This window comes from Pseudomonas sp. S2_H01, assembly GCF_054668305.1.
In genome coordinates this window covers 3,118,292-3,134,966 of record NZ_CP162756.1, presented here as the reverse complement: position 1 = coordinate 3,134,966, position 16,675 = coordinate 3,118,292, and the positions used below count along the sequence as shown (strand labels likewise).

Here is a 16,675-nt window from a genome sequence, read left to right as displayed (position 1 = left end):
TCGCACCGCCGAAGGCTCAGCCAGGCAAGCGAATGTGTCCGCTCCGGGAACGCAGCGAAGCGGTCAAGGGTCACCAATCTCTAGTCAAAAGTAGCCATGCACGAACTCTATCAGCCCCGCGAAATCGAAGCCGCCGCTCAGTCGTTCTGGGACGAGCAAAAGTCCTTTGAAGTCAGTGAACAGCCAGGCAAGGAAACGTACTACTGCCTGTCGATGTTCCCTTACCCAAGCGGCAAGCTGCACATGGGTCACGTGCGCAACTACACCATCGGCGACGTTATTTCCCGCTACCAGCGCATGCTCGGCAAGAACGTCCTGCAACCCATGGGTTGGGACGCCTTCGGGATGCCGGCTGAAAACGCCGCGATGAAGAACAACGTGGCGCCTGCCAAGTGGACCTACGAAAACATCGCCTACATGAAGACCCAGCTGCGCAGCCTGGGTCTGGCGGTTGACTGGTCTCGCGAAGTCACCACCTGCAAGCCGGATTACTACCGCTGGGAACAATGGCTGTTCACGCGCCTGTTCGAGAAGGGTGTGATCTACCGCAAGAACGGCACCGTGAACTGGGACCCGGTCGACCAGACCGTTCTGGCGAACGAGCAAGTAATCGACGGACGCGGCTGGCGTTCGGGCGCGGTCATCGAAAAACGCGAAATCCCGATGTACTACTTCAAGATCACGGCCTACGCCGATGAACTGCTGGAGAGTCTCGACGAGCTGCCGGGCTGGCCTGAGCAGGTCAAGACCATGCAACGCAACTGGATCGGCAAGTCGCGCGGCATGGAAGTGCAGTTTCCGTACGATCAGGCGTCCATCGGAGAAGCCGGTGCGCTGAAAGTCTTCACCACCCGCCCAGACACGTTGATGGGCGCGACTTATGTCGCCGTCGCTGCCGAGCACCCACTCGCGACACTGGCCGCGCAGAACGACCCGGAACTGCAAGCGTTCATTCACGAATGCAAAAGCGGCAGCGTCGCCGAAGCTGACGTCGCCACGCAGGAAAAGAAAGGCCTGCCTACCTCGTTGTTCGTCGAGCACCCGCTGACAGGCGAAAAACTGCCGGTGTGGGTCGCCAACTACGTACTGATGCACTACGGCGATGGCGCTGTAATGGCAGTCCCTGCACACGACGAGCGCGATTTCGAATTCGCTAACAAATACAGCCTGCCGATCAAATCGGTGGTCCGCACCAGCGCGGGCGACACATCGCCTGCGCCATGGCAGGACGCTTACGGCGAGCACGGTCAACTGATCAACTCCGGTGAGTTCGACGGCCTGGACTTCGCGGGCGCATTCGATGCCATCGAAGCCGCCCTGCTCAAGAAGGAGCTCGGCAAGTCGCGCACCCAGTTCCGTCTGCGTGACTGGGGTATCAGCCGCCAGCGCTACTGGGGCTGCCCGATCCCGATCATCCACTGCGACGCCTGTGGCGACGTGCCTGTGCCGGAAGACCAACTGCCTGTCGTCCTGCCGGAAGACGTGGTGCCGGACGGCGCAGGTTCGCCATTGGCGCGCATGCCCGAGTTCTATGAGTGCAAGTGCCCGAAATGCGGACAGCCTGCCAAGCGTGAAACCGACACCATGGACACGTTCGTCGAGTCGTCGTGGTACTACGCTCGCTATGCTTCGCCGCACTTCGAAGGTGGCCTGGTGGAGAAATCCGCGGCCGACCACTGGCTGCCGGTCGATCAGTACATCGGCGGGATCGAACACGCGATCCTGCACCTGCTCTATGCACGCTTCTTCCACAAGCTGATGCGTGACGAAGGCCTTGTGAGCTCCAACGAGCCGTTCAAGAACCTGCTGACCCAAGGCATGGTGATCGCCGAAACCTACTACCGTCGCGAAGCCAACGGTGCCTACACCTGGTTCAACCCGGCGGATGTCGAACTCGAGCGTGACACCAAGGCCAAGGTCATCAGTGCAAAACTGATTGCAGACGGCCTGCCGGTCGAGATCGGCGGCACTGAAAAGATGGCCAAATCGAAGAACAACGGCGTCGACCCACAGTCGATGATCGACCAGTTCGGCGCAGACACCTGCCGTCTGTTCATGATGTTCGCCTCGCCACCTGACATGAGCGCGGAATGGTCCGACTCGGGTGTCGAAGGTTCGCACCGCTTCCTCAAGCGTGTCTGGCGCCTGGCGCAAGCCCACGTGTCTCAGGGCTTGCCGGGTAAACTCGACATCGCCAACCTGAATGAAGAGCAGAAAGCCGTTCGCCGTTCGATTCACCTGGCCATCAAGCAGGCCAGCCACGACGTCGGGCAGAACCACAAATTCAACACCGCCGTCGCTCAGGTCATGACGCTGATGAACGTGCTGGAAAAAGCCGCGCAAGCCACTGAACAGGATCGCGCGCTGCTTCACGAAGGTCTGGAAACCGTGACGTTGCTGCTGGCGCCGATCACACCGCACATCAGCCATGAGCTGTGGGCCCGACTGGGTCACAGCGATGCAGTGATCGATGCGACGTGGCCCGTGCAGGATGACAGCGCGCTGGTACAGGACAGCCTGACGCTGGTGATTCAGGTCAACGGCAAGCTGCGCGGCCAGATCGACATGCCGGCCAGCGCCAGCCGGGAAGACGTGGAAGCCGCAGCACGGACCAACGAGAACGTCCTGCGCTTTATCGACGGCCTGACGATCCGCAAAGTGATCGTGGTGCCCGGCAAACTGGTGAATATCGTCGCCAGCTGATTGGATCGGGCGCCCGGTGAGCCGGGCGCCCAACATACTTCCAGGGCCCGCACTTCGGGCTCAAACGGATTCAAGGGGAGCAACAAGATGATCAAACGCAATCTGCTGGTAATGGGCCTCGCTGTTCTGCTGAGCGCCTGCGGTTTCCAGCTGCGTGGCACCGGCACCAACGCCTTGTCGATCAAGGAACTGGACGTGAGCGCGCGTGATGCCTACGGCGAAGTCGTGACCCAACTGCGTCAGACGCTGACCAACAGCGGCGTGCATGTTTACACCGGCGCGCAATACAAGCTGTTCCTGGCCCGCGAAGACGAAACCCAGCGCACTGCGAGCTATGTCGGGTCGGGCCGCTCGGCTGAATACGAGCTGACCACCGTGCTGAAGTACGAAATCCAGGGCAGCAAGGGCGTTACGCTGCTGGACGATAACGTGCAATCGACCAAAATCTTCGTTCACGACGGCAACAACCTGATCGGTTCCGACCAGGAAGCCGATCAGATCCGCAAAGAGGTGCGCAGCGACCTGGTGCAGAAGATGTTGGCCCGCCTGCAACAGCTGACACCTGAGCGTCTGGATGAACTGCAAGCCAAGGCGGACGCCGCTGCTCGTGCACAGGCTGACGCGGAAGCGGCCGCTCAACGCATTCGCGACGAGACGCCGCAGCAGTCTCCCGTCGAAATCCCGTCCAAGTAATGGCACTGGGGCCGGTTCGCCGGCCCCATCCTTTTCTGACTCATGAAACTCGCCCCCGCCCAGCTCTCCAAACACCTCCAGGGTGCGTTGTCGCCCGTGTACATCGTCAGCGGCGATGACCCGCTGCAATGCCAGGAAGCCTGCGACGCCATCCGTGCCGCTGCCAGGCAGCAGGGTTTCGATGAACGCCAGGTATTCAGCGCCGATTCAAGCTTCGACTGGGGCACCTTGCTGCAGGCGGGTGCGAGCATGTCGTTGTTCGCCGAACGTCGCCTGCTGGAACTGCGTCTGCCGTCTGGCAAACCCGGCGATAAAGGCGCCGCAGCACTTCTGGAGTACTGCAGTCGTCCTGCCGAGGACACGCTGTTGCTGATCAGCCTGCCCAAGCTCGACGGCTCCGCCCAGAAAACCAAGTGGGGCAAAGCGCTGGTCGAAGGCGCTCAAACCCAGTTCGTGCAGATCTGGCCGGTGGATGCGAGCCAGTTGCCCCAATGGATTCGCCAACGGCTTTCGCAGGCAGGTCTGGCCGCAAGCCCCGACGCCGTCGAACTGATCGCCGCGCGCGTTGAAGGCAACTTGCTGGCAGCGGCGCAGGAAATCGAGAAGCTCAAGCTGATGGCCGAACAGGGTCAGATCACCGTCGAAACCGTGCAGGCCGCCGTGGCGGACAGTGCGCGCTTCGACGTGTTCGGGCTGACCGATGCCATTCTCAATGGTGAAGCCGCCCATGCCCTGCGCATGCTTGAAGGTCTGCGCGGCGAAGGCGTTGAGCCTCCGGTGATTCTCTGGGCGCTGTCCCGTGAATTGCGCGTGCTCGCCAACCTGGCCTTGCAATACAGCCAGGGCGTGCCACTGGACAAGGCGTTCAGCCAGGCGCGACCGCCCATCTGGGACAAGCGCAAACCGCTGATGAGCAAAGCACTGCAACGGCATTCGGCGCGTCGCTGGGCGCAATTGCTGATGGACGCGCAGCACATTGACGCGCAAATCAAGGGCCAGGCCCAAGGCTCGGTGTGGAACAGCTTGAGCCGGTTGTCGCTGCAAATGGCGGGACAACGGCTGGCGTTGCCGTCGGAATGATTCACAACGCCCCCCTGTAGGAGCGTGGCTTGTCCCGCGATCGGCGACGCAGTCGTCGTAAATTCGAAAGACGCGGTGTGTCAGCCAAGCTGCATTTGCCTGATTTTGCGGCGGGTTCCCCGCCGATCGCGGGACAAGCCACGCTCCTACAGGTCGCACGTCTAACCCATAGCGCAGATCAATTAGACCTCTGCGCTGACATGCCCGATGATCACCGCCGCTTCCCCCACCCCGCAAAGAGAGACCTGCCATGAGCAAGCCAAAGAAACGGCCGAACAAGGCCAAATCCATCATCGCCCAGCCACTGTTCCGAAGCCGTCAGGAACAACCCGCCAAGGGCAAAGGCAGCTACCGCCGCGAAGCCTTCCAGTCGAACAACTGGGAGGCTTCTTCCGTTATGGCGGCCTGAAAACATTTCAGGTTACTGACCGGCGCCCCGCCAGCCGGGCCAGCATGTTAAGGTCTGCACCTTACGGTTTATACCTGTGGACCCCAGAATGCCCTTTAGTTTTCCCCGTCGTTGGCCTGTTCGCCAACTGATCGCCGCCTCCGGTCTCTCTGTACTGGTCGCCTGCGCGGAGCAACCCACCGCTGCCGTCGCAACACCTCTTCAAACCGCGCCTCTCAATGTCGCCAAAGCTTCGCCCACCGTGCCCTCTGCCGTGGCCCAGCCCGACGACAGCAACTTTGAAATCCAGCCTGCGATGAGCTTCAGCGAGTGGCAGAGCATGTTCCGCGCCCAAGCCCTGAATGCAGGCATTCGTCCTGACGTGTTCGACCGCGCCTTCGCCGGTGTCACACCAGACATGAGCGTGGTCAAGGCTGATCGCAGCCAGCCCGAATTCACCCGTCCAGTCTGGGAATATCTCGACAGCGCGATGTCTGCCGTGCGCGTACGCAAAGGCCAGGCATTACTGGCGCAGTACGCGGACGCCCTGACGGCGATCGAACAGCGCTACGGCCTGGATCGTCAGGCACTGGTCGCGGTGTGGGGCATGGAAAGCAGTTTCGGCCAGTTTCAGGGCACGCAATCGGTGATTCGCTCATTGGCGACCCTGGCCTACGAAGGCCGCCGCCCGCAGTTCGCTCAGGATCAGTTGATCGCAGCCCTGCAGATCATTCAGCACGGCGACATCGATGCGCCGAGCATGCTGGGCTCGTGGGCGGGCGCGATGGGGCAGACGCAGTTCATTCCCACGACCTACAACACCCACGCCGTGGATTTCGACGGTGACGGTCGCCGCGACATCTGGAACTCGCCATTGGATGCGCTGGCGTCCACTGCGCACTATTTGCAAAGCTCGGGCTGGCAAAAAGGCCAACCGTGGGGCTTTGAAGTGCAACTGGTCCCAGGCTTCGATTACGCCCTGGCTGACGCCTCGACACGCAAAACCATCGCTGAATGGCAGCAGATGGGCCTCAAGCTGCCAAACGGTTCGGCGCTACCGGCCAATCTGTTGCAGCAGCAAGCCGCTTTGTTGCTGCCAGCGGGCTACAAAGGCCCCGCATTCCTGGTCATGGATAATTTCCGGGCGATCCTCAAGTACAACAACTCGTCTTCCTACGCACTGGGCATCGGGCTGTTGTCGGAACGCTTCACCGGTGGCGGCTATGTGTCAGGCCAATGGCCACGCAGTGACCGCCCTCTAAGTCGCTCTGAGCGCATCGAACTGCAAACCCTGCTCTCGGCCCGCCAGTACGACGCCGGCGCTCCAGACGGGATCATCGGCGCCAACACACGCAAAGCCATTCGCAGCGCCCAGCAATCCTTTGGCTGGCCGGCCGATGGTTATCCGACGCAAGAGCTGCTGGATAATCTCAGAAGACCCTAGAAATCCGCTGTAGGAGCCGGCTTGCTGGCGAAGGCGGTGTGTCAGTCAACTGTTTCGTACCTGACTCACCGTGTTCGCCAGCAAGCCGGCTCCTACGAGAGGTGACCTCAACCGAAGCACCGTGAACGTTCATAAAGCGGTATTGGCGGGCGAACAAAAACGGGCCGGATATTGCTATCCGGCCCGTTTTTTTTGCGGGGCGATAACGCTGGCGATCAGCCCGCCGTCAGCAACGACTTGACCAGCTTGGCCTGCTCGTCGGCGTGGTACGAAGAACGCACCAGAGGACCCGACGCAACGTTCTTGAAGCCCATCTTGTAACCTTCTTCGGCGAACCAGGCGAAGGTGTCCGGGTGCACGAAACGCTGAACCGGCAAGTGGCTGCGCGAAGGCTGCAGGTACTGGCCCAGCGTCAGCATGTCGATGTTGTGCTCACGCATGCGCTGCATCACTTCGATCACTTCTTCGTCGGTCTCGCCCAGGCCCAGCATCAAGCCGGATTTGGTCGGCACGTGAGGAACCATTTCCTTGAAGCGTTGCAGCAGGGTCAGCGACCACTGATAGTCCGAACCCGGACGCGCAGCCTTGTACAGGCGCGGCACGGTTTCCAGGTTGTGGTTGAACACGTCTGGCGGCGTGGCTGCGGTGATTTCCAGCGCAATGTCCATACGGCCGCGGTAGTCCGGCACCAGCGTCTCCAGTTGCACGTTCGGCGACAGGGCACGGATTTCACGGATGCAATCGGCAAAGTGCTGGGCACCGCCGTCACGCAGGTCGTCACGGTCAACCGAGGTGATCACGACGTATTTCAGTTTCAGGTCGGCAATGGCAACGGCCAGGTTCTTCGGCTCGTCGACGTCCAGTGCTTTCGGACGGCCATGGCCGACGTCGCAGAACGGGCAACGACGGGTGCAGATGTCACCCATGATCATGAACGTCGCGGTGCCGCCCGAGAAGCACTCGCCCAGGTTCGGGCAGGAAGCTTCTTCGCACACGCTGTGCAGCTTGTGCTTGCGCAGCAGCGCCTTGATACGGTCGACCTCAGGCGATACCGGAATACGGACACGAATCCAGTCCGGCTTTTTCGGCAATTCAACCGTCGGGATGATCTTTACCGGGATGCGCGCCACTTTTTCCGCGCCACGCAACTTCACACCCGCTTCAACTTTCGGACGTGCAGCACGCTCAGGCGTCACCACGTTCGCTGTCGGGATCAGGGTTTGCACGGCATCTGCCGTCTCATGCGCAGTAGTCATATCAGTCGATTCCGCCCGTTAGGGTCGTCTGCTCAGCGTAGTCGAGGTGTTTGACGAGCTGCGCACGCAGCCGGGCACTAACCTCGGCAAATTCAATCGGGCCTGCCTGTTCACGCAGCTGGGTCATCGCCAGCCCCGCATACCCGCAGGGATTAATCCGTTTAAACGGGTCCAGATCCATGTCGACATTCAGCGCCAGTCCATGGAATGAACAGCCATTACGGATACGAAGGCCCAGGGACGCAATTTTCGCCCCGTCGACGTAGACCCCCGGTGCTTCGGGCTTGGCTGCTGCCGTTACGCCGTAACTGGCCAGCAGGTCGATCAGGCTGTGTTCGATCCGGGTGACCAGTTCGCGCACGCCATAACCCAAGCGGCGGACATCCAGCATCAGATAGGCCACCAGTTGACCGGGGCCATGATAAGTCACTTGGCCACCGCGATCGACCTGTACCACCGGAATATCACCCGGAAGTAGTAGATGCTCGGGTTTTCCGGACTGTCCCTGAGTGAAAACCGGCGGGTGCTGCACCAGCCACACTTCATCGGGCGTGTCGCGGTCGCGTCCGTCCGTGAAGCGTTGCATGGCTTGCCAGGCGGGCTCGTAGGCGACCGTTCCCAGATCGCGAAAGCCCAGACAACCGCCCATCACAGCACCATGTGCACTTTGCCCGTGGCACGCAGCTCGCTGTTGATGTCGTAAAGCTGATCCTGGCCGGTCGCGACGATATGCAGCTGCAGCGTGGTGTACTTGCCGTTGCTGCTTTGGCGCTCGGCCTCCTTCTCATCGAGGAGCGTTGCGTGCTTCTTGACGATGGCGATGACCTCGTCTCTGAACCCCACCCCGGTGTCGCCGATGATCTTGATCGGGTAGTCCGCGCAAGGGAATTCGATTTTCGGTGCTTTTACTTCGGAATCTGTCATGGCAGTGACGGCCTCGTAAGCCGGAAAACGGACAGTCCCCCACCGCGATGGCGGCAGGGGCGTAGGGAGCAACGGTCAGTCAGTGATCAATCGCGATCAGTTGAACAGACTGTAGAAGAACATGCGAATGCTGTCCCACAGGCGGCGGAAGATACCACCTTCTTCGACAGCGTCCATGGCGATGAGATTAGCGGTGCGAACGACCTTGTCGTCCAGCTTCACTTCAACCTGACCGATCACGTCGCCTTTGGCGATGGGGGCAACCAGTTTCGGGTTGATGGTCATGCTGGCGGTCAGCTTCTTCATCTCGCCCTTAGGCATGGTCATGGACAGATCGTCCGCCAGACCGGCCTTGACCTGACGCTCGGTGCCTTTCCAGACGGCGGCCTGAGCCAGCTCGGTGCCCTTCTGATAGAAGGTCTGGGTTTCAAAGAAACGGAAACCGTAGGTCAGCAGCTTCTGGGTTTCAGCCGCACGAGCCTGTTCACTGTTGGTGCCGAACACCACGGCGATCAGACGCATGCCATCACGAACGGCCGAGGACACCATGCAGTAGCCCGCTTCTTCGGTGTGACCGGTTTTCAGACCGTCGACGGTCTTGTCACGCCACAGCAGCAGGTTACGGTTTGGCTGTTTGATGCCGTTCCAGAAGAACTCCTTCTGCGAGTAGATCGCGTAGTGAGCCGGGTCTTCGTGGATGATTGCACGGGCCAGGATCGCCATGTCGTGAGCGGTGGCGTAGTGATCAGGGTTTGGCAGACCGGTAGGATTCATGAAGTGGCTGTTGACCATCCCCAAATCGCCTGCGGTCTTGTTCATCATGTCGGCGAACGCGTCTTCGCTGCCAGCGATGTGCTCGGACAGCGCCACGCTGGCGTCGTTACCGGACTGGATGATGATGCCGTGCAGCAAGTCGCTGACGGTCACCTGGCTGCCCACCTTGATGAACATCCGCGAACCGCCGGTACGCCAGGCGTTTTCGCTGACGGTGACCGGGTCGTTCTCACCGATCTGGCCACGGCGGATTTCCAGCGTAGCGATGTATGCGGTCATCAGCTTGGTCAGACTGGCCGGCGGCAGACGCTGGTCACCGTTGTTTTCGACCAGAACGTTGCCACTGTTGGCATCCATCAGCACGTAAGCCTTGGCAGCCAGCTGGGGTGCCGACGGCGTCATCTGTTCTGCTGCGAACGCGACAGGTGCGGTGAATAGCGGGATTAACAGGCAAAGGCGTTTTGCAAAGGTGGTGATGTTCATCCGTCTCTCGAAAATGCTAATGGGCAAACATGCCCTCGCGGGCAAAGCGGTGGTGCCGGGCTACCCCGGCAAACGGGCTCACATTCTACAGATGAACCCGTGAAATGCTGCTGACAACGCTTGCTCTGGCGGCAAGTCGCTTGCCAGGCAACTTCGACTCGCTGCCGTTAGGGGAAGCGAATCAAAGGTCTGACGTTACTGATCCGATGTAACCACGCTTGGCGAGCCCAGATTGGCCGACCTTACGCTGTTTTGCAGTTGCTGGGCTTCACCCGGCGTGTCGACCGGCCCCATCCGCACGCGATAGAGCGTCTGTTGATTGCGCGCTATCGAGCTCACGAAAACCGGGGCCCGAACCATCCCGCTCAGTTTCGACCTCAGGAGTTCCGCAGCGTCCGGGTTGGCGAAGGCTCCCACTTGGAGAAACAGCCCAGACGCTTGTCCGGAAACGTTTTTTTTTGCGTCGATCGGAACTGGTGATACCGGCGCGGCGTGTTGGGCCGGTGGCGGCGTCCATTGCTCGATGGTGCCCGCCGATGCGGTGATCACCGGCGCTGCAACCGGCGCCTGCCGTGGCGGAGGATTGCTTGCCACTTGCGGCTGATCGAGCATCAGCGGCGCAGGTTTGCCGCGCTGCGCCCAATACTGGGCAGGATCGATGCCTTCAACTTTTACCCGAGCGGTGCCGATTTCGGCGTAACCCAGTTTTTTCGCTGCGGCGTAGGACAGGTCGATGATGCGATCCGAATAGAACGGCCCACGATCGTTGACCCGCAGGATCACCGTGCGGTTGTTGTCCAGATTGGTGACGCGTACGTAACTGGGCAGCGGCAGCGTCTTGTGCGCCGCGCTCATGCCGTACAGGTCATACACTTCACCGTTGGCGGTGTTCTGCCCGTGAAATTTGGTGCCGTACCAGGACGCAGTGCCGGTCGCGGTGTAGTTACTGGAGTCGCTGAGCGGAAAATACGTCTTGCCCAGCACAGTGTACGGGTTGGCCTTGTAAGGACCGGTGTGCAGGGTCGGCACGGCATCGGGGATACGCGACACATCAACGTCCCACCACGGCGCACCGTCTTTATGGGCGCGGTTGATGTCCAGCCCCGGCTGGGCGCGGATAACGTTGCCCTGCTGGGTCGGTCGACTGGTGGAGCAACTGACGACCAGCAATGCCAGCGCCGCGAAGGCCATCAACTTCAATGGTTGTTGCATCGGCAATGACCGCATTACTTGACGCCCCGAGCTTGAACAAGCATTTCAGACAGCTGATGCACGGCCATGGCGTACATCACGCTGCGGTTGTAACGCGTGATTGCGTAAAAATTCTTCAAACCCATCCAGTATTCAGGGCCTTTGTCGCCTTCAAGGCGAAACGCCGTGACCGGCATATCATCGCGCAGCGCATCATGACTCGCCCACCCCAAGGCTCGCAACTCCCCGACGGTCTTCACCGGCTCGATTCCCGGGCTCAAACCCTCATCGACCCGATCACCGCGAACGCTGGCCTGGCTGACCACGGGCTCGCCCGCGACCCAGCCATGGCGTTTGAAATAGCTGGCCACACTGCCAATCGCATCATCCGGATCGTTCCAGATGTTGATGTGGCCATCACCGTCAAAATCCACCGCATACGCGCGGAAACTGCTGGGCATGAACTGCGGCAACCCCATGGCACCCGCGTACGAGCCTTTGAGGGTCAACGGGTCCACCTGTTCCTCGCGAGACAGCAGCAAAAACTCACGCAGCTCCTTGCGGAAAAACTCGGCACGAGGAGGATAGTCGAAACTCAGCGTCGATAAGGCATCGATTACCCGGTAATTTCCGGTATTGCGACCAAAAAAGGTTTCGACACCAATGATCGCGACGATCACTTGGGCGGGCACGCCGTACTCTTGTTCGGCACGCGCCAACACCGCCTCATGCTGCCGCCAGAAGTCCACACCTCGCGCGATACGCGCGTCAGTCAGGAACATCGGGCGGTAATCCTTCCACGCCTTGACCCGCTCGGCGGGCCGCGAAATGGCGTCGAGAATCGACTGTTTGCGCTCAACATTGCGAAACACTTCGATCAATTGCTCGCCCGCGAAGCCGTAATCCCGAGTCATGTCACTGACGAACTGTGCGACCTGAGGAGAGCCCTCATAGTCACCCGCAAGCGACTCCTGCACTGAACCGAGGATGCCCATCAGACCGACCAGCGGCGCATATCGAGCAGCCCAGCCACGCACTACTTGCATTGAATTGTTCACCTTAATCAAACCTGAGCGATCCACTTGCGATGGGTATGGATCGACATCAAAACCCCAAACGCTGACAGCAGCGTCACCAGCGAAGTTCCGCCGTAACTAATGAAGGGCAATGGAACGCCCACCACCGGCAGCAAGCCGCTGACCATACCGATGTTGACGAAAACATACACAAAAAACGTCATGGTCAGACTGCCTGCGAGCAGCTTGCCGTAGAGCGTCTGCGCCTGAGCCGTGATGACCAGGCCGCGACCGATCAACAGCAGGTAGATCAGCAGCAAGGCACAGATACCCACTAGACCGAACTCCTCGCCCAACACCGCAATGATGAAGTCGGTGTGGCTTTCCGGAAGGAAATCCAGGTGAGACTGGGTGCCCAGCAACCAGCCCTTGCCGAAAACCCCGCCCGAGCCAATCGCCGCCTTGGACTGGATGATGTTCCATCCGGTGCCCAGCGGATCGCTCTCAGGGTCAAGGAAGGTCAGGATGCGTTGCTTCTGATAGTCGTGCATGAAGAAGAACCACATCGCCACCGCGACGGGCACGGCCGCTGCGATCACACTGATGATCCAGCGCCAGCGCAGGCCTGCCATGAACAGTACGAAGGTCCCGGACGCCAGAATCAGCAGCGAGGTGCCAAGGTCCGGCTGGCGAACGATCAGGATGAACGGCAGCCCGATCAACCCAAGGCTGACGGCCACGTGCTTCAGATGCGGAGGCAACGTGCGCTTGGAGAGGTACCAGGCGATGGTCGCCGGCATGATGATCTTCATGAATTCCGACGGCTGGAAACGGATCACGCCGGGAATGTTGATCCAGCGCGTGGCGCCCATGGCGTTGTGACCCATCACGTCCACCGCGACCAGCAGCAGCACACCGAAGACGTAAGCGATCGGCACCCAGCGCGCCATGAAGCGCGGCTCGAGTTGCGCAATCACAAACATCGACACAAGGCCGATGCCGAACGAGGTCGCCTGTTTGATCAACAGGTCCCAGCTCTTTCCGCTGGCGGAATACAGGACGAACAGGCTGCCGGCCGCCAGTGTCAGCAGCAGGATCAGCAACGGGCCATCGACATGGATTTTCTGCAGGAAGGTGGCGCGACGGCGCATCACGTCTTCGCTGGAGAGGATGCGGTCGAAATTACTCTTCACGGGCCGCGGTCTCCGGAGGCAGTGTATTGCTGGCGTATTCGGGTTTCAGATGACCCTGAGGGTCCAGAAGCCAGGCATCCATGACCTGACGCACGACAGGTGCAGCGGCGCCGGAGCCCGATTCACCGTTTTCAATCATGACCGCCACGACGATTTTCGGGTTGTCGGCCGGCGCGAAGCCCACGAACAACGCGTGGTCACGGTGGCGTTCCTGCACTTTCGAGCGATCGTATTTTTCACCCTGACGGATCGCGACGACCTGCGCCGTACCGCTCTTGCCCGCGATGCGGTATTGCGCGCCGATGGCCGCCTTGCGCGCGGTCCCACGGGCACCGTGCATCACCTGCTGCATGCCGTGATTGACCTTGCCCCAGTCGGACGGGTCGCGCAGGACAATATCGGGGATCGGGTTTTCATCCACCGGTTTCTGGCCTTCGATGGTCCTGGCCAGATGCGGACGGTTCCATTTGCCTTTGTTCGCCACCAGCGCCGTGGCCTGAGCCAGTTGCAGCGGCGTGGCCTGCATGTAGCCCTGACCGATACCGAGGATCAGCGTTTCGCCCGGGAACCAGGCCTGACGTCGGGTGACCCGCTTCCAGTCGCGGGACGGCATCAGGCCGGGCGATTCTTCGAACATGTCCAGCGAGACCTTTTGCCCGATGCCGAACTTGTTCAGGTACGCCGACAGCCTGTCGATGCCGACCTTGTGCGCCAGGTCGTAGAAATAGGTGTCGTTGGATCGCATGATCGCGGTGTCCAGATCGACCCAGCCGTCACCGGTACGGTTCCAGTTACGGTATTTGTGATCATAGTTGGGCAGCATGTAGTAGCCGGGGTCGAACACCCGGGTACTGGCCGTCACGACGCCCGAATCCAGGCCCGCGATGGCCACGGCGGGTTTGATGGTCGAACCCGGCGGGTACAGGCCTCGCAGAATGCGGTTGAACAGCGGACGATCCACCGAATCCCGCAGTTCCGAGTAAGCCTTGAAGCTGATGCCGGTGACGAACAGATTAGGGTCGAAGCTTGGCTGACTGACCATCGCCAGCACTTCGCCGGTGTTCGGGTCCAGCGCTACCACGGCGCCACGACGTCCTGCGAGCGCGGTTTCGGCCGCTTCCTGCAACTGGATATCGAGGCTCAGGACAATGTCCTTGCCCGGCACCGGATCGGTCCGCTTCAGAACCCGCAGCACCCGACCACGCGCGTTGGTTTCGACTTCTTCGTAGCCCACCTGACCGTGCAATTCGGGCTCGTAGAACCGCTCGATCCCGGTCTTGCCCATGTGGTGGGTGCCGCTGTAGTTCACAGGGTCGAGACTTTTCAGCTCTTTCTCGTTGATACGCCCCATGTATCCCACGGAGTGGGCGAAATGCGCGCCCTGCGGGTAATGCCGAATCAACTGCGCGACCACTTCGACGCCCGGCAGGCGGAACTGGTTGACCGCAATCCGGGCGATCTGCTCCTCGGTCAGCTCGAACAGGATCGGCACCGGTTCAAACGGACGACGCCCCTGTTTCATGCGTTTTTCGAAGATGATCCGGTCATCCGGCGTCAGCTCCAGCACCTCGATGATCGTGTCGAGAACCTTGGCCCAGTCACCGCCCGAGCGCTCGCGGGTCATGCTCAGGTTGAAGCTGGGCCGGTTGTCGGCGATCACCACGCCATTGCGGTCAAAGATCAGCCCGCGACTCGGCGGGATCGGCTGCACATGAACCCGGTTGTTTTCCGACAGGGTCGAGTGATAGTCGTACTGGATGACCTGCAGGAAATACAGACGCGCCACCAACACGCAGATCAGCACGATGACGGCCACGGCACCGACCACGACTCGGCTGCGCACCAAGCGTGCGTCCTTTTCGTGGTCTTTCAGGCGAATCGGCTGAGACATTTAGGGCGTGTTCACAGTGAAGGCAGCAGCGCTACTTGTGATAAGGGTGACCGGACAACACTGTCCAGGCACGATAAATCTGCTCACCGATGAGGATGCGCACCAGCGGGTGCGGCAACGTCAGCGGCGACAACGACCAACGCTGCTCGGCACGGGCACAGACTTCCGGCGCCAGCCCTTCCGGGCCACCGACCATCAGATTGACCGTGCGCGAATCCAGCCGCCAGCGGTCGAGCTCGACCGACAGCTGCTCGGTGCTCCACGGTTTGCCGTGCACTTCGAGGGTGACGATCCGCTCGCCCGGCTGCACTTTCGCCAGCATGGCCTCACCTTCCTGACGGATGAGGCGTGCCACGTCGGCGTTTTTGCCACGGGTGTTGAGCGGAATCTCTACCAGTTCCAGCGCCAGTTCGGATGGCAGACGCTTGGCATATTCATGCCAGCCTTCTTCCACCCACTTGGGCATGCGTGAACCGACAGCAATCAGACGCAGACGCACAATGAGCCCTTATTGTTGCTCTTTGTTGAGCTTGGTGAAGTGCTCATGCGCGACTTCCGGGCTGTGGTGTGCAGCACTGGCCGAACGGCTCTGCTCGGCACCGGCCCACAGACGCTCCAGGTCGTAGAACTGGCGTGCGGAGGCGGTCATCATGTGCACGATGGCGATGTCCAGGTCCAGCAGCACCCAGTCGCTGTCGCCCTTGCCTTCTTCGCCCAACGGCTTGAGACCGTTTTTCTTGACCTCTTCGCGAACCTTGTCGAGCATCGCGTTGATCTGGCGATTGGAGGTACCGGTCGCGATGATCATGTAGTCGGTGATGCTCTGCTTGTCGCGTACGTCCAGCACCTGGACGTCCTGCGCCTTCACGTCCGCCAGGGCATCGGTGATCACTTTGATCATCGGGTTTTCAATTACTGCATCTTTGTTCGTCATATAAAACTCATTCAGCTCGTGTGTTTGGGTGTTTCTTCGCGCTCTCGGCAGCGTCGAAACACACCTTCAGTTCGACGCACGGTAAAGCCCGTGCGTATCGATATAGGCCAGTACCGCGTCTGGCACCAGAAAACGTACCGACTTCCCGCTGGCCAGCAGTTGGCGGATCTGGGTGGCAGACACCGAAAGCGGCGTCTGCCAGACGAATGTAATGTGTCCGCCAGGGCCCTTCAGGGCCTTCGGATCGCTGACCGCGCGCGCCGCCAGCAGGTTACGCATGGCGTCCGGCGACTCGCTGTCGGCGTCCGGGCGTTGCAGCACCACAATATGGCAGTGCTCCAGCAACTCTTCCCATCGATGCCAGGAAGGCAGCCCGCAGAAGGCGTCCCATCCCAACAACAAAAACAGCTGGTCATCGACGGCCAGTTCAGCGCGCATCGATTCCAGCGTGTCGATGGTGTACGACGGCTTGTCCCGCAACAATTCGCGGTCATCCACCGTCAACGGCGACACGCCCTGGACCGCGCACTGGACCATCGCCAGACGGTCCTGTGCCGAAACACTGGGCGTATCGCGATGAGGCGGTCTGGCGCTGGGCGTCAGACGCAACTCATCGAGTTCAAGCAGCGCGGCGACTTCCAGCGCGCCGCGCAAATGGCCGATGTGCACAGGGTCGAACGTCCCCCCCAGCATGCCGATACGCTT

At 60.6% G+C, this 16,675-nt stretch carries 15 protein-coding genes and 1 pseudogene; 5 read left to right on the top strand and 11 right to left on the bottom strand.

From position 1 onward, the window contains the following. Window positions 1-96 precede the first annotated feature (96 nt). From leuS to AB4N84_RS14025, 5 genes are all read left to right on the top strand, one after another. Window positions 97-2,703: a leucine--tRNA ligase gene (gene leuS, locus AB4N84_RS14045; RefSeq protein ID WP_460046759.1), complete on the top strand. Its 2,607-nt coding sequence runs from the start codon at window positions 97-99 to the stop codon at window positions 2,701-2,703. A gap of 87 nt (window positions 2,704-2,790) precedes the next feature. After that, window positions 2,791-3,396 (top strand): LPS-assembly lipoprotein LptE, encoded by a 606-nt coding sequence (locus AB4N84_RS14040; protein ID WP_074757024.1) that lies wholly within the window; start codon window positions 2,791-2,793, stop codon window positions 3,394-3,396. A gap of 42 nt (window positions 3,397-3,438) precedes the next feature. After that, complete coding sequence (gene holA / locus AB4N84_RS14035) at window positions 3,439-4,476, top strand: DNA polymerase III subunit delta (protein WP_460046758.1); 1,038 nt, start codon at window positions 3,439-3,441, stop codon at window positions 4,474-4,476. Between the two features lie 250 nt (window positions 4,477-4,726). After that, window positions 4,727-4,885: an alternative ribosome rescue factor ArfA gene (gene arfA / locus AB4N84_RS14030; RefSeq protein ID WP_074757020.1), complete on the top strand. Its 159-nt coding sequence runs from the start codon at window positions 4,727-4,729 to the stop codon at window positions 4,883-4,885. A gap of 88 nt (window positions 4,886-4,973) precedes the next feature. After that, window positions 4,974-6,308 carry a lytic murein transglycosylase gene (locus tag AB4N84_RS14025; RefSeq protein WP_460046757.1) on the top strand — a complete coding sequence of 445 codons (1,335 nt, stop codon included), beginning with the start codon at window positions 4,974-4,976 and terminating at the stop codon, window positions 6,306-6,308. A gap of 215 nt (window positions 6,309-6,523) precedes the next feature. Here AB4N84_RS14025 and lipA read toward each other — a convergent pair whose 3' ends face one another. The 11 genes and pseudogenes from lipA to nadD all read right to left on the bottom strand — a co-directional run bounded on the left by lipA (window position 6,524) and on the right by nadD (window position 16,663). Continuing rightward, on the bottom strand, window positions 6,524-7,564 hold the full coding sequence (gene lipA, locus AB4N84_RS14020; RefSeq protein ID WP_074757016.1) for a lipoyl synthase: 1,041 nt from the start codon (window positions 7,562-7,564) through the stop codon (window positions 6,524-6,526). A 1-nt stretch (window position 7,565) separates the two neighbouring features. Next, on the bottom strand, window positions 7,566-8,213 hold the full coding sequence (gene lipB / locus AB4N84_RS14015; RefSeq protein ID WP_346832840.1) for a lipoyl(octanoyl) transferase LipB: 648 nt from the start codon (window positions 8,211-8,213) through the stop codon (window positions 7,566-7,568). Next, complete coding sequence (locus AB4N84_RS14010) at window positions 8,213-8,488, bottom strand: DUF493 domain-containing protein (RefSeq protein WP_074757012.1); 276 nt, start codon at window positions 8,486-8,488, stop codon at window positions 8,213-8,215. The genes lipB and AB4N84_RS14010 overlap by 1 nt, the downstream gene beginning before the upstream one ends. A 96-nt stretch (window positions 8,489-8,584) precedes the next feature. After that, on the bottom strand, window positions 8,585-9,745 hold the full coding sequence (locus AB4N84_RS14005; protein WP_074757010.1) for a D-alanyl-D-alanine carboxypeptidase family protein: 1,161 nt from the start codon (window positions 9,743-9,745) through the stop codon (window positions 8,585-8,587). A gap of 195 nt (window positions 9,746-9,940) precedes the next feature. After that, window positions 9,941-10,972: a septal ring lytic transglycosylase RlpA family protein gene (locus AB4N84_RS14000; protein WP_074757008.1), complete on the bottom strand. Its 1,032-nt coding sequence runs from the start codon at window positions 10,970-10,972 to the stop codon at window positions 9,941-9,943. After that, window positions 10,972-11,982, bottom strand: coding sequence for a lytic murein transglycosylase B (mltB, locus tag AB4N84_RS13995; RefSeq protein ID WP_460046756.1), 1,011 nt, complete (start codon window positions 11,980-11,982; stop codon window positions 10,972-10,974). Before mltB ends, AB4N84_RS14000 begins: the two co-directional genes overlap by 1 nt. A gap of 17 nt (window positions 11,983-11,999) precedes the next feature. Continuing rightward, on the bottom strand, window positions 12,000-13,103 hold the full coding sequence (rodA, locus tag AB4N84_RS13990) for a rod shape-determining protein RodA (RefSeq protein ID WP_167362106.1): 1,104 nt from the start codon (window positions 13,101-13,103) through the stop codon (window positions 12,000-12,002). A 31-nt stretch (window positions 13,104-13,134) separates the two neighbouring features. Then, window positions 13,135-15,036, bottom strand: coding sequence for a penicillin-binding protein 2 (mrdA, locus tag AB4N84_RS13985; protein WP_074757002.1), 1,902 nt, complete (start codon window positions 15,034-15,036; stop codon window positions 13,135-13,137). Between the two features lie 31 nt (window positions 15,037-15,067). Further along, window positions 15,068-15,535, bottom strand: coding sequence for a 23S rRNA (pseudouridine(1915)-N(3))-methyltransferase RlmH (rlmH, locus tag AB4N84_RS13980; RefSeq protein ID WP_062384870.1), 468 nt, complete (start codon window positions 15,533-15,535; stop codon window positions 15,068-15,070). Between the two features lie 9 nt (window positions 15,536-15,544). After that, window positions 15,545-15,916 (bottom strand): annotated as a pseudogene (gene rsfS / locus AB4N84_RS13975) (ribosome silencing factor); the annotation flags it as partial. Window positions 15,917-16,036: 120 nt separating this feature from the next. Continuing rightward, window positions 16,037-16,663, bottom strand: coding sequence for a nicotinate-nucleotide adenylyltransferase (gene nadD / locus AB4N84_RS13970; RefSeq protein ID WP_143024486.1), 627 nt, complete (start codon window positions 16,661-16,663; stop codon window positions 16,037-16,039). Window positions 16,664-16,675 lie beyond the last annotated feature (12 nt).